The following is an 11,616-nucleotide window of genomic DNA, read 5'->3' on the forward strand; positions in this document are numbered from 1 at the left end:
CTCATGAATGCAGCCAACTTCGATGGTCTGGCTGACTTCGATGATGCACCTATACTCGATGCGAGTGCTGCAACGGCGGAGAACGCAGACAAAGCGAGTGACATTCGCCTACGCGCCTAGCATCACTTCGTCCTTCGCCACATGCACGGCAATGGCACGCAAGCTTTCACCTTTGCACGGACCACCGACACATTCACCATCTTCCGTGCGAAAACTTGCTCCATGCGCCGCGCAGACAAGCATGCCGCGCGAGATCAGAAACTTGCCCGGAGCCCAGTCGAGACGGCGGCCGGCGTGCGGGCAGATGTTGAGCCAGGCTTTTACGTGTTCGCCTTGGCGCAGCAGGATCACGCTCTCTTCGCCTTCGGGCAGTGTTACGTCTAACGCCATCGCTTCACCATCGGGCATGTCGTCGAGTCGGCAAAGGCGGCGGGGGGAGGCGGCTGTTTCCATCGGCACTTGTCTTGGAGGCCTTATGGTCTCATCGTTACGCAGGTAAGTCGTTGATTTTACCATACGGATTTTTAACATGCGCATCGTTTTACCGCTGATGCACCGTCGTCGTCACCCCCTCGCCCAGGCGCTTTCGCTGGTGCTGGGCCTGTTTGTGATTGGCGTGCTGATGGTGTTTGGCCTGGTTGTGGCCGGTGTGCTGACGGTCGGCGGCACGTTATGGCTGGTCTGGCGGCAGTGGAAGCGCCGCCGTGTTGGGGCTCCGAAGGCCCCTCAGGACGCCCGCCAGCCGGAGGTATTGGAGGGCGAGTACGTGGTGATCCATAACTCGCGTCCGGTCACCCATCACTGAACGCAAGATTCGGATAGCTGCTTTCGGACGGCGCTTTTAGTCTTTATGGCAGCTTCTTTTCGGATACTGCCATGCGTCATTCCCTCGATGCTCTCGACGCCCCGCTGGAACACGTACGCGCGCTTATCGAGCGTGCCACGGAAGCGCCAACGCTCACGGCGCTGGCCAGTGCCGCCAAACTCAGCCCAAGCCATCTGCAACGGGCCTTTCGCCGCCGTTATGGCATGAGCCCGGCTGAATACCATCGCGCACGCCGATTCGGCCATTTCAAAAATGCTTTGAAGCAAGGCGCCGCGGTCAGCGACGCCGTGTACGACGCCGGCTTCGGGTCCGGCAGCCGCGTTTACGAGCACACCAATCGCCTGCTCGGCATGACACCGGCCAGCTACCGCGCAGGCGGTGCTGGCGCGAGCATTCGCTACACCACTACCAGCACGCCGCTCGGGCAGTTGCTGGTGGCCGCCACCGCGAAAGGCATCTGCGCCGTAACGCTCGGTGCAAACGACAAGGAATTGGAACAACGTCTGACCGATGAATTCCCCAAAGCGGCACGCGAGCGCGTCGACAATGGACGCGAGGAGTGGCTGGATGCTGTGATTGCGCGCATTGCCAGCGAATTGGGCTGGAGCGATCGAGAAGCACCTGAGATGCCGCCGCTCGATGTCGCGGCTACAGCCTTCCAGTGGCGCGTGTGGGAAGCGCTCACACGTATTCCAGTTGGCACCACCAAGAGCTATGGCGAACTGGCGGCGGAGCTCGGCAAGCCTGGTGCAGCGCGTGCTATCGGGCAGGCATGCGGTAGCAATCGTCTTGCTTTGCTCGTGCCATGCCATCGCATTGTGCGCGAAGACGGTTCGTTGGGCGGTTGGCGTTGGGGCGTGGAACGCAAACGGAAGTTGCTTGCGCACGAAGAGCGCAGGAATACAGGCAAGGCTTCCTGATTCCTCAGCTCCTTTGCGCACATATACAGTTTGCCTAACCGTCATTGTGGCCTTCGCCAGAATGACGGTGAGGAACTAGTAGCCACTTGGCGAATATCCACCCCTTAGCGATTTGACGCTCCGTCAACGCAAGCTTGCAGAGCTTTCGCTACTCCAAAGCTCCCCGTGCAGGTATCGTTAGGCTTGCACTCAAGCCACCTTCCCCATGAACGATTCCGTCAACACCGCAGCTGTAGCTAGCGATACAAGCCGTACCGGCACATGGGTATCCCTTTCGATGTTCGCGCTGTACATCATCTGGGGTTCCACGTACTTAGGCATACGCATCGCGCTGGAAAGCTACCCGCCTTTCCTGCTCGCGGGCATCCGCTTTGCCATTGCGGGCTCGTTGCTGTTTAGCTACCTGCGCCTGCGCGGTGCCACGATGCCCACGGCGCGCCAGTGGCGCAATGCGGCCATCACGGGAATCTTGCTGCTGGGTTTCGGCAACGGTTTAGTGTGCTATGCAGAAGAAAGCGTAAGCTCGGGCATCTCCGCCGTCGCCGTCGCAAGCATGCCGTTGTTTGCCGCCCTGTTCACCGGCTTGTACCGCGAATGGCCCACGCAGCGTGAAACCACCGGCTTGCTGATCGGCTTCGTCGGCGTGATCGTTCTGAATTTCGGCAGCGCGCTATCGGGGTCGCATATCGGTGCCATCGCGTTGATTGTGGCATCCACGGCATGGGCGTTCGGTTCGGTGTGGAGCCGTCGCCAAGATATGCCAGCTGGCATGATGAATACGGCGGCGCAAATGCTTTGCGGCAGCGTCGCGCTGCTTTGCGTGGGTTTTTTGAGCGGCGAAAAGCTTCCAGCACATCCCACTGCGCAGGCTTCGCTTGCGGCAGCGTATCTGGTGGTGTTCGGTTCGCTTATCGCGTTCAGCGCTTATCTATATGTGCTCAAGCATGCGCGCCCTGCCTTTGCGACCAGCTATGCGTATGTCAATCCGCCCGTCGCGGTGCTGTTTGGGGTGTTGCTGCTCGGCGAAAAAGTCGGTCCCTACGATCTGATCGGCATGGCCATCATCTTGCTCGGCGTGGTCACGATAACCATGGCGCGCCAGCGACGCGCGCACTGACTGTCACACAACGATCATCCCCGCCCTCTTGCCGCAATCGGTCACGCGGCGCCACCATAAGCGCATTCCTGGGGAGGATGCGGCATGGACAACACAACCGGCGGCTGGATGGCACGCACGGCGCTGCGCAGCGCCGCTTGGGCGGAGCGCTGGTTTCCCGATGCATGGGTGTTCGCGGCGGTGGGTGTCATCGTGGTTGCCGTTGCGGTGCTTGCGTTTGGAGCAACCCCCGTCGTTACCGCCAACGCGTTTGGAGATGGTTTCTGGAGTTTGATTCCTTTCACCATGCAGATGGCTTTTGTCGTCATCGGCGGCTATGTGGTGGCGAGCGCGCCCATTGTGGCGCGGTTGATCGATGCCCCGGCGCGCATACCACGCACAGGACGTGGCGCGATCTGCTTTGTTGGCCTGATCAGCATGCTTGCCTCGTTGCTGTCCTGGGGCTTTTCGCTGGTATTTGGCGGCCTGTTGGTACGTGCGCTCGCAAAGCGCCAAGCGCTGCGCATGGATTACCGCGCAGCGGGTGCGGCCGCATATCTCGGACTCGGCGCGGTGTGGGCGATGGGCTTATCCTCGTCCGCCGCGCAATTGCAGGCCAATCCCAAAAGCATGCCACCCGGCTTGCTTTCCATTACCGGGGTGTTGCCCTTTAGCCAAACCATCTTTTTATGGCAATCGGTCGCGCTTACCGCCGCGCTCATTGTGGTATCGCTCTTGATCTGCTGGTTGACAGCGCCCTCGGACACGCACGCGCGCACGGCGGAAGATTTCAGTGCTGTCGACACATCCACCTCAGCGTTGCCACCACGCAGTCGCCCCGGCGAGTGGCTGGAATACAACCCGTTGTTGTCGGTTCTGATTGGCGCACTTGGATTGGGCTGGCTTGGATGCGAGTTCGCCAGCACATCCATCGTCACCGCCATCGCCAATCTCAACACCTACAACTTCTTATTCCTCACGACAGGCCTGCTTTTGCATTGGCGCCCGCGCAGTTTTCTCAATGCGGTGACGCGCGCAGTGCCAAGCACCGCAGGCGTGCTGATTCAATTTCCGCTTTACGGCGGCATCGCCGCGCTGCTTACGCATGCACCGGGCGCGGACGGCGCAACGTTGGCACATCGCCTCTCCGGCCTGTTCGTGCATATTGCTTCAACCGGTAGCTTTCCGCTGGTGATGGGTGCCTACTCCGCCATCCTCGGTTTCTTTGTACCGTCGGGGGGTGGAAAGTGGCTGGTGGAAGCGCCGTACGTGATGCAAGCGGCCAGCGACTTGCATGTGCATCTGGGCTGGGCCGTGCAGGTTTACAACGCGGCGGAAGCCTTGCCGAATCTGATCAATCCATTCTGGATGCTGCCACTGCTCGGCATTCTGGGCTTGAAAGCGCGCGATGTAGTGGGCTTCACCTTCATGCAACTCATTGTGCATGTGCCGCTTGTGCTGGGGATGCCATGGGTGCTCTAGAATACGAACTCTAAGATGCTGATTATTGATACAAAATAATCATGCCATGGCGCCAGTTACCCCCATAGTTACCCCCTGCGCGTAGGCATAGGCCGCAAATCGGAGCCGCAGTCGAGATTGTCGACCTGCGACTCCCTTGCCAAACAAACGCCGATGGCCCATCGAATAGCTAGCGAACGTCACTTTTGAGAGCCGCCTCCCCCGCCGCCTGAATTGGTCTTGCCCTCTGTCGCCTGTTTGAGTGCCTGCGCCTCTTTGATGAGGTCCGTGAGGCTTGTATCGGCCTGAGAAGGCGTTCCAGTAGTCGCGTATTCCCCGCAGGTCGAGCCAAGTACGATCGTGCGAGGTTGCTTCGTTATGGCGACCGTCTGGACGATATTGGGATCCGGCACGATCAAATCATAGGTACCAATTACGGTCGGATCGATAGCGCCAGAGTTGTCGGTTTTGTCCAGCCATGCGATTTCAAGCTTCATTGCCAAACATGCAGACGTAGGCCACCGATTCGCAGCAGCTGGCGAACTCAAGAAGGGCTCTTTCCAATGGTAATTCGGTGGCAAAGGCTGGCCACCCATGACTACGGGTGGCAATTGCAATAGGTCATCTCGATCGGCTTGATCCGTCACCACCATTTTCAGAAGAGCCCGGTAATACCAACCCGCCGTCTTCGGAATAGCCGTCCAACAGATAGTTTCGTCTAGCGCCGGCACTTGAGTATCTGAACTTGCCGCCGGAGGTGTCGGAAGGTATGCCTTTAAGTCGAGCGATATCGGAACGGTGAGGGTCAAACTTCCTCCAGCCGCCTCATTACCCGCACACAGCCGTGCAGCGTTGCTCCCTCTATAACTCTGCGCCGTAGCTTCCGCGCCGATGGCGACGACTACAGCACCTACCGGACCGCCTACGGCATATCCCGCCGCCGCCCCGGTTAAAGCAGTCGAGAGACGCTTAGTAACGGGATTTTGATAACTCTGTGCAACCTTCATGGGCAAAAGCGGATTGGCAGCGAGCGGCGATACCGAGATGGACGTGCCTTCGCTTGGCGTCGCGACGTAAATGTCAGAGACGTCAACGTGTGGGGATACACCAAGTTGCAAGGTGCCGAGGCATGTTGCTGCAGCGTTCGCGTCGACGGTCGATGGGGAAGCCGGACTGCTGGCCGCAGATGCGCAGACTTCATTCCGCTGCGTCATTGCAATCGCACCGGCATCGCCGGCTTTTGCCACTTTGGTCAGAATCACATCAGGGGACGGCAATGCGAAAACGATGTCGCCAGCCGCTGGGTCGGAGACGTCCGTTGTGGCACCTGGAGTTCCCGTATTGTTGTACGCCCTATACGCCACCGTAGGCGTACATCCCATCATCATGAATGCGGGCATCAAAACCGCGAGAGCCACTATCAATTTGCGCATGACACTACTCCTCGCTAGGACATAGCACTCAGCTGCAGTGCGGCGCACCGCAGCCACTCATACACAATTGCTTGGTAGAGCCCCTGTGGCGGTAACCTTGCGTTACTCGCCTCCCCTAGTCAGTCGGACCGCACTGCTTGCCGGTTCGACCAGCCGCATTTTGATCCCTGCTTACAGCACGCACAACAAGAGGGATTGTGTCGCTGAATATTGCAAAATGCGGACGTGGACCGGTGTCGATAGCCAGATAACTCGTCAGTACTCCAGCATGGAGCCAGAGCTTGAGCCCGCATCACCAGGAAACCTGTTCGCGTGGTGGTGGGTCGCGGTGGTTTAAGTAACGGAACCACCCGACCAACTGGCCAGCATGCCCGGCACCTGCCTATGGCGGATTTCTAATGATCGGGGCGATCGTGTTCATAGAACGGGCGCGCGAGGAGCGGCAACAACGTCCGATCAATTGCGGCGGTGTCATCCGGACCCAACGCAGGCTCAAGTTCCTTCCGCACTTCCTGCAGTACCTGGAAGGGAAACAACTCGTATCCAAACCCAGCGGCGACGGCGTCTTCCGTCAGACCATGCTTTGCTAGGTGCTCGGTGATCCTTAGCTGCATGCCGCCCCAATGCCCGTCATCTCGCAGATCGGACTCGGCAACCTCCCAACCAATGCACTTGGCCGCGGCATGAACGCGTTGATGCATGGCCTCGGGCGTCCATTCGAATTCGCGGGTCCAGTCAAGATGCCGGAGTTGTTCCAGAATCTCTGTGCAGGGCAAGGTAACGATCCGGCCGTTACCTTTTTCTTGGGTAACGCTCGACTTGTTACCGTCCTTGCGGTTGGTGTTACCTGTTCGGGTTACCTCTTCGGCGAACAACACGACCGGAGATCCTTTGCGCCGATGGCGCTTCATCAGCTCCTCAGTGGACTCTACGTCGACCAAAACTCCTTGCATTACAAGCCTTTTCTCGTGTTTCCACTTTGTCACCGATTTCGGCGACACCTTGCACATCCGAGCGAAGACCGCTTGCGATACCAACGTCATGACATCTCCTAAGAGAAAGGTAACGACCGATGGGTAACGCTGTTACCCAAGTTTTGAACCCCATAGCTGGGGCTGCAACGCGGCGCGCAATGCCCGTGTTGCTCGAATAGCCAGGAAGGACCCGCGGAGCTTTTTAGGCACCCTCCATTTCTGGGAACGAGACCCGCCACGTGGGCGGGAGCTCGGCTTGGTCACGTCACGGAGGTACCTTGGAATAACGCGGCGCCCAAGCTGCGGCGGTTGTTTTCTTCCGGACACTCACCGCTTGTCCGGTATAAGTTCGGCAGGGCTACTGCTGCGCTTGTTCGCGCTCGATCTGGCCCATCCAATCGCGCGTTGCGGTGCCGATACCATCTACGCTCGCTGCTGCGTGGCTGAGTGCCTGCTTGGTACGCATGCCTTCTGCATCACCTTTGATTTCATAGTTCTGCAGACTGCGGGCGTAATTAGCCGCAAAATCTGGGAGCGGTGGCTCAGCATCCTCGTGAACCTGCTGGTGGACGCCATCCGAGATGGTGTAACTCTTGCGAATGTAGGGCGCGTTAGCGGCCGGCATTGCCTCGAATGGCTTGCATGCCTTCAGCGCGTCCAGCGCGTTCCTCAAGGGCTGCCACGAGGATGCAATCGCCTGACATGCTTCCGCCGCACCAGGTGCATCGGTGCCGATCAGGCTCTTGCCCGTAACCTGCCAGCCTTCAGGCCCATAGAACCGCACCATGTCGCTCGGATCTGGCACACGAACCGATGCGAGGAACGCGGAAAAAGGCTCAATACCCTCCATGCCTACACCCCTAGCTTTTCCAATCGCGATCGCGAGCGCATGGGACGCATCTTGGATTTCCATGGCAATTTGAGCTCGCTGCTCGGCCGCCAGCGCGCGTCCGAATGTCAGCAATTTTTCGCGGGCGTTCTCTGCGCCTTCGTTGATGCCCTTGCTCTTTTCCTGCAGCGTGCCGATGGTTCGGTTGAAGCGCTCTACTGATTCGTTGGCAGATGCGAGCTCGCGGCGCAGGGCCTCGATCTCTGCCGTTTTCGATGCGTAGTCCGGATCATCGTATGCCAGCGCCAGCTTAATCTCCCTTTCCTGGAGATCGTCCTTCAGAAACTTCACTCGATCATCCGCGGAAAGCTTTTCAGCTTGCTGATGCGAAATGGCGGACCCGAGCCGCTTGTACTCGGAGATCACGAGCTCGGCTTCCGCGATCGCCGATTCCATCTCGGTTTGGCGCGCAGTCTGGTTATGGGAGCTTTTTGCTTTCATGGTTTACCTCATCAGTTGTGGGTGATTGCAACGTGGTTGCGGGGTGCGAACTAGCTGGAATGCGTGTCGGTACGTGCAGGCGAAGTCTCCCTGTTCTTGTTTCGTAGGCCTGCGGGCTTGCGGTTGCTCTCCCAATCGAAAGCCAGGAACGTGGCTTCCTCCGTGAGTCGATCGAACAGTCGCTCGCCGACGACCTCCTGCAGGGCTGCGCGCGGATGGTTGGTGGCGATCACCACCGGGAGATTGTTCGCATAGCGCGTGTCGAGAACTTCAAACACCAGGCGGTCGGTGTGCTCCGTGCTGCTTGCTCCCAGTTCGTCGAGCAAGAGAAGGGGGATCTGGGCGTAGTAGTCAAAGAGACTGGTTTCGGAGCGCTCAGCGCCACGCTGATAGGTCGCTCGGAATTCACGCCCCATCGCGGCCTGTGTCGTGTACCGCGAGCGGACATGGTTCTTTGCGAGGTCCACCGCGATGCAAGAGAGGAGCATGGTCTTGCCGGTACCGGGGCGGCCGGAGAGCGCCAGCCAGCCGGGATAGCCTTGGGAGGCGATGTTGTTCGTATAGCGCCGGCATATTTCCAGGATGCGCTTCTGCGCTGACGAGGTCGTCGTGTAGTCGTCGAACGTGGTGCCTTCGTGGCGGCGAGGCGGTTGTGCCGCAGTGATGAGGTGCTGTACACGCTCCAGCTTGCGGCGCTCGTCCTGTTCGCGCTCCTTCGCAGCATTTTGTTCGATGCAACAAGCCGGGCATTCCGGCGTGTGGTCGAAGTTGAATTCGAGGCCATCGATGGATTTGATCCGCTGCACAATCTGGTTGCCGTGCACCTCACACTGCACCTGCAAATCCGTATGTTGGATATCGATGTTCATGCGTGACTCCTGAGCAATTCGGGGAGCTCTTCCTCGTGCGAGCCCTCGTAACGGGATTGGGTGAAGTGGTCGTTGACAGATGCACGACGGTTCACCGGCTGCACCGGATCGTTCCAGCGCTCCTGGTTGAGGTAGGTCATCGCGTTGGGGATGTAGCCCTCAAGCCAGCGGCGGTCCTTCTCGGATTTCGCGGCAATGTCGGCGAGCATCAGCTCGACATGGGCATCCAGTCCGTCTGCAATCCATTTCGCAGCGCACTGTCGTTTCTCGGTCTTCGCCGGGTAGGCGCGCCAGAACTCATCGAAGCGGGTACCAGTGGTATCCACCGGCGCTTTGCGCTGACAGTTGCTCTTTCTGGGGGTTATTGAGGGTTCTTGATAGTTAGACCGCAGCTCCTGCGGGGGTGACTGCGTCTGCTGCGGTGGTTCCTGCATCTCCTGCGGGGGTTCGACTGCACTTGATGCGGTGGCGCATTTGCTGCGGTGGTGCATCTCCTGCGGTGGTTTGAAGTCATCCGGCACCACCACGTACCGTGTCTTGCGTCCGTTGGACCGGTCAGCCTTCAACGCGCCAGCATCCTCCAGCCATCTGATGGCAGCATGCACGGCACGCTCGCTGAAGCAGGTGCGCTCGCAAATGGTCGGAATGGACGGCCAGCATTCGCCCTGGTCGTTCGCGTTGTCCGCCAGGGCGATCAGGATTGCCTTCGGGGTGGGTGGCATCTGCAGCGGCCAGCAGGAGCGCATGATGGCGATGCTCATGCCGCACCGCCCCTGGAGAGGTGCGCGTCCATCGCCGCGGCAATGAGTGTCCTGAGGCTGCGGACGCTCTGGGACGATTTTGCGGGCACGCGAAGGGCCATCAAGCGATTTCCACGCCCACCAGGGCCGCGCGGCGTTCGACCAGCAAGCGACGGAAGGCATCGGTGATGCGTTCCAAATTGATCAGCGGCTGTTCCTGCAAGCCGGATGCGGCAATGTGTTCAGCAAGCGCGCCCAGGCTGTGGCACGCCGCCAGCAATTGCGAGTCGACCTCGCCCAACGGGCGATCAGTGGCGGGCATTAGGCAGCCACCTTTTCCAGGTAGGCGCGCACATGTTCCACTTGCCAAGCTGTGGTGCGGGGGCCGAGCTTTACGGGGGCGGGGAAGCGACCGGTCTTAACCCATGCCCAGAGCGTGCTGGCGGAAACTGGCACCAGCGCGGGCAATCCCGGGTTGGTGGCGGTGGGTTTCTTTCCGATGATCTGCGGCAACCGCAGATAGCCAGTCGCGGGGAGCAATGCACCCGGGTGAACCGGACCGATCGTTACATCATTTAGCGCCATGTCTGCGTCCTCCATCGGACGTTGTTGGACATGGGTGCTTATTCTTTACATCGCTTCAGGTCACGGAAGTCCCTACGCATAGCAGGGCGTACGCTGTACACAGCAGAGCGTAGGTTATTCGACAGGATCTTTCGGATGCGACAACCAATCACGGACTGTGCGCACCGCTGCACCAACCTGCGGCGCGATTAATTCGGCGGCTCTGTTCTTGCTCGGAAAATTGCCAGATTTGTAAATTTCGATGGCTTTATCTCGTTTCGCCCTGTTTGCCATATGGGAGGCGTCGGCCATTTTTCGGCCATGATCGCTCTTTGTTTTGGCAACATCGGTCCTATGCTTCAGCCAATTGCTATAGAAGTCGGCGATCAACATGGCCTCTGTTACTTCCGCCATCAGCGTCAAGCTCTCGGCAGGGTTGTGAGCTGCTTCATCAATCCAAGTCAGTGCTATCCCGGACAGCATTTGCGCCACGTGGCTATCTTTTTTGGAGGAGTTCGAGTCTTCTTGGGAAGCGCACCAGTACTCAAGTAAGTCCGCTGCCGACTCCCTCACCCAGAAAGGGGAAATTGGTCTGCGACAAATATCATCGGCATTGCGCCATTCACGGGACTTCACGTCGTCCAAAAAACCAGGGGGAAGCGCTATGTTTTCTTGGTACTCGCCACTCGAAATCATGCGAACTTGAAATAGAACAGAGTCAAAGGCTGCGCGTGCGTATTGCAGGCGGCTTTCCTCGATGATCAATCGAGCTTGGGTAGGGTCATTTGCGCCCCCGCAATGGGACCATAGCTGGTTTGCCAGATTTACGATTTGCCCAGGCGTATTGCAATCGACTGGGTAAAGAATGGCTTTTACGCCTTGTTCGGCTTGAGCAGGCTCTGCTTCATTGAATGCACGAAGTCCGCTTGTGGCAGATAAATTTAGTGCTGCGGCCTGATTATGAATGAAGGCGTACCACTCCTGATCTGCTTTCTCTGTCGTCTGTTGTTGCTCAATCAGGCTGGAAATGCTTGTCACAACGCACACCTCTGCACCCTTCGATAGGTGCCGCGCCTGCCGGGGAAGGAGCCCGGTTTTCGGATGGCCGTCCTAGGCGCAGCACAAGATTTCTGCTATTGGACTTAATGTCATTACCTTACAGAGGAGATCGCCTATGCATGTGGGATCATGCCGGAACCTCAATTGCTTCTACGAGATTGTCGACCATGTCTAGTTGATAGAGCAAAGCAAATAGAACTCCACTTGCGTTGGTGTCAGGGGCATTGTCAATAAGATTTTGTAATATGGCTTTCGACGATTCCAACAGGATTGCGACATCGAGCTTTATTTTAGTCGCGGGCGTATCAGGATCGATAAGATACTTTCCCTCTAGCTTGAAGAAT

The 11,616-nt window shown here is 58.4% G+C and carries 14 protein-coding genes; 4 read left to right on the forward strand and 10 right to left on the reverse strand.

The genetic code is table 11. The annotated features are described in order from the left end of the window. Nucleotides 1-108: 108 nt before the first annotated feature. Nucleotides 109-453, reverse strand: coding sequence for a Rieske (2Fe-2S) protein (locus VMA74_RS15360; RefSeq protein WP_325368491.1), 345 nt, complete (start codon nucleotides 451-453; stop codon nucleotides 109-111). A gap of 76 nt (nucleotides 454-529) precedes the next feature. On the opposite strand from VMA74_RS15360, the gene VMA74_RS15365 reads away from it, so the two are divergent. From VMA74_RS15365 to VMA74_RS15380, 4 genes are all read left to right on the forward strand, one after another. Continuing rightward, nucleotides 530-805 carry a hypothetical protein gene (locus VMA74_RS15365; RefSeq protein ID WP_325368493.1) on the forward strand — a complete coding sequence of 92 codons (276 nt, stop codon included), beginning with the start codon at nucleotides 530-532 and terminating at the stop codon, nucleotides 803-805. Nucleotides 806-876: 71 nt separating this feature from the next. Then, on the forward strand, nucleotides 877-1,746 hold the full coding sequence (locus tag VMA74_RS15370; protein WP_325368495.1) for a methylated-DNA--[protein]-cysteine S-methyltransferase: 870 nt from the start codon (nucleotides 877-879) through the stop codon (nucleotides 1,744-1,746). A 205-nt stretch (nucleotides 1,747-1,951) separates the two neighbouring features. Beyond that, the gene (yedA, locus tag VMA74_RS15375; protein ID WP_325368497.1) at nucleotides 1,952-2,863 is read left to right on the forward strand and encodes a drug/metabolite exporter YedA; all 912 of its coding nucleotides are present in this window, start codon (nucleotides 1,952-1,954) and stop codon (nucleotides 2,861-2,863) included. A gap of 108 nt (nucleotides 2,864-2,971) precedes the next feature. Next, nucleotides 2,972-4,324, forward strand: coding sequence for a short-chain fatty acid transporter (locus VMA74_RS15380; RefSeq protein ID WP_325368517.1), 1,353 nt, complete (start codon nucleotides 2,972-2,974; stop codon nucleotides 4,322-4,324). 179 nt (nucleotides 4,325-4,503) lie between these two features. Here the strand turns inward: VMA74_RS15380 and VMA74_RS15385 are convergent, their stop codons facing one another. The 9 genes from VMA74_RS15385 to VMA74_RS15425 form a co-directional block, all read right to left on the reverse strand. Continuing rightward, nucleotides 4,504-5,736: a hypothetical protein gene (locus VMA74_RS15385; RefSeq protein ID WP_325368499.1), complete on the reverse strand. Its 1,233-nt coding sequence runs from the start codon at nucleotides 5,734-5,736 to the stop codon at nucleotides 4,504-4,506. Nucleotides 5,737-6,131: 395 nt separating this feature from the next. Next, entirely contained in the window at nucleotides 6,132-6,779 is a 648-nt protein-coding gene (locus VMA74_RS15390) for a hypothetical protein (RefSeq protein WP_325368501.1), read from the reverse strand. A 289-nt stretch (nucleotides 6,780-7,068) separates the two neighbouring features. Further along, complete coding sequence (locus VMA74_RS15395) at nucleotides 7,069-8,040, reverse strand: hypothetical protein (protein ID WP_325368503.1); 972 nt, start codon at nucleotides 8,038-8,040, stop codon at nucleotides 7,069-7,071. 50 nt (nucleotides 8,041-8,090) lie between these two features. Continuing rightward, nucleotides 8,091-8,909: an ATP-binding protein gene (locus tag VMA74_RS15400; RefSeq protein WP_325368505.1), complete on the reverse strand. Its 819-nt coding sequence runs from the start codon at nucleotides 8,907-8,909 to the stop codon at nucleotides 8,091-8,093. Continuing rightward, nucleotides 8,906-9,670: a helix-turn-helix domain-containing protein gene (locus VMA74_RS15405; protein WP_325368507.1), complete on the reverse strand. Its 765-nt coding sequence runs from the start codon at nucleotides 9,668-9,670 to the stop codon at nucleotides 8,906-8,908. The genes VMA74_RS15400 and VMA74_RS15405 overlap by 4 nt, the downstream gene beginning before the upstream one ends. Nucleotides 9,671-9,770: 100 nt before the next feature. Next, nucleotides 9,771-9,971 (reverse strand): hypothetical protein, encoded by a 201-nt coding sequence (locus VMA74_RS15410; RefSeq protein ID WP_325368509.1) that lies wholly within the window; start codon nucleotides 9,969-9,971, stop codon nucleotides 9,771-9,773. After that, complete coding sequence (locus tag VMA74_RS15415) at nucleotides 9,971-10,234, reverse strand: helix-turn-helix transcriptional regulator (protein ID WP_325368511.1); 264 nt, start codon at nucleotides 10,232-10,234, stop codon at nucleotides 9,971-9,973. Before VMA74_RS15415 ends, VMA74_RS15410 begins: the two co-directional genes overlap by 1 nt. Nucleotides 10,235-10,348: 114 nt before the next feature. After that, the gene (locus tag VMA74_RS15420; protein WP_325368513.1) at nucleotides 10,349-11,251 is read right to left on the reverse strand and encodes a hypothetical protein; all 903 of its coding nucleotides are present in this window, start codon (nucleotides 11,249-11,251) and stop codon (nucleotides 10,349-10,351) included. A gap of 148 nt (nucleotides 11,252-11,399) precedes the next feature. Then, nucleotides 11,400-11,616, reverse strand: a 217-nt coding sequence (locus VMA74_RS15425) for a hypothetical protein (protein WP_325368515.1), incomplete at its 5' end; no start/stop codon positions are given.

The organism is Dyella sp., assembly GCF_035508675.1.
Lineage (GTDB): Bacteria > Pseudomonadota > Gammaproteobacteria > Xanthomonadales > Rhodanobacteraceae > Dyella_B.

What these genes read in the sequence shown, in the direction of transcription:
- VMA74_RS15390 (WP_325368501.1), bottom strand. Translation starts at nt 6,779, where the DNA reads ATGACGTTGGTATCGCAAGCGGTCTTCGCTCGGATGTGCAAGGTGTCG.
- VMA74_RS15395 (WP_325368503.1), bottom strand. Translation starts at nt 8,040, where the DNA reads ATGAAAGCAAAAAGCTCCCATAACCAGACTGCGCGCCAAACCGAGATG.
- VMA74_RS15380 (WP_325368517.1), top strand. Translation starts at nt 2,972, where the DNA reads ATGGCACGCACGGCGCTGCGCAGCGCCGCTTGGGCGGAGCGCTGGTTT.
- VMA74_RS15370 (WP_325368495.1), top strand. Translation starts at nt 877, where the DNA reads ATGCGTCATTCCCTCGATGCTCTCGACGCCCCGCTGGAACACGTACGC.
- VMA74_RS15385 (WP_325368499.1), bottom strand. Translation starts at nt 5,736, where the DNA reads ATGCGCAAATTGATAGTGGCTCTCGCGGTTTTGATGCCCGCATTCATG.
- VMA74_RS15400 (WP_325368505.1), bottom strand. Translation starts at nt 8,909, where the DNA reads ATGAACATCGATATCCAACATACGGATTTGCAGGTGCAGTGTGAGGTG.
- VMA74_RS15360 (WP_325368491.1), bottom strand. Translation starts at nt 453, where the DNA reads ATGGAAACAGCCGCCTCCCCCCGCCGCCTTTGCCGACTCGACGACATG.
- VMA74_RS15365 (WP_325368493.1), top strand. Translation starts at nt 530, where the DNA reads ATGCGCATCGTTTTACCGCTGATGCACCGTCGTCGTCACCCCCTCGCC.
- VMA74_RS15405 (WP_325368507.1), bottom strand. Translation starts at nt 9,670, where the DNA reads ATGAGCATCGCCATCATGCGCTCCTGCTGGCCGCTGCAGATGCCACCC.
- yedA (WP_325368497.1), top strand. Translation starts at nt 1,952, where the DNA reads ATGAACGATTCCGTCAACACCGCAGCTGTAGCTAGCGATACAAGCCGT.
- VMA74_RS15410 (WP_325368509.1), bottom strand. Translation starts at nt 9,971, where the DNA reads ATGCCCGCCACTGATCGCCCGTTGGGCGAGGTCGACTCGCAATTGCTG.
- VMA74_RS15415 (WP_325368511.1), bottom strand. Translation starts at nt 10,234, where the DNA reads ATGGCGCTAAATGATGTAACGATCGGTCCGGTTCACCCGGGTGCATTG.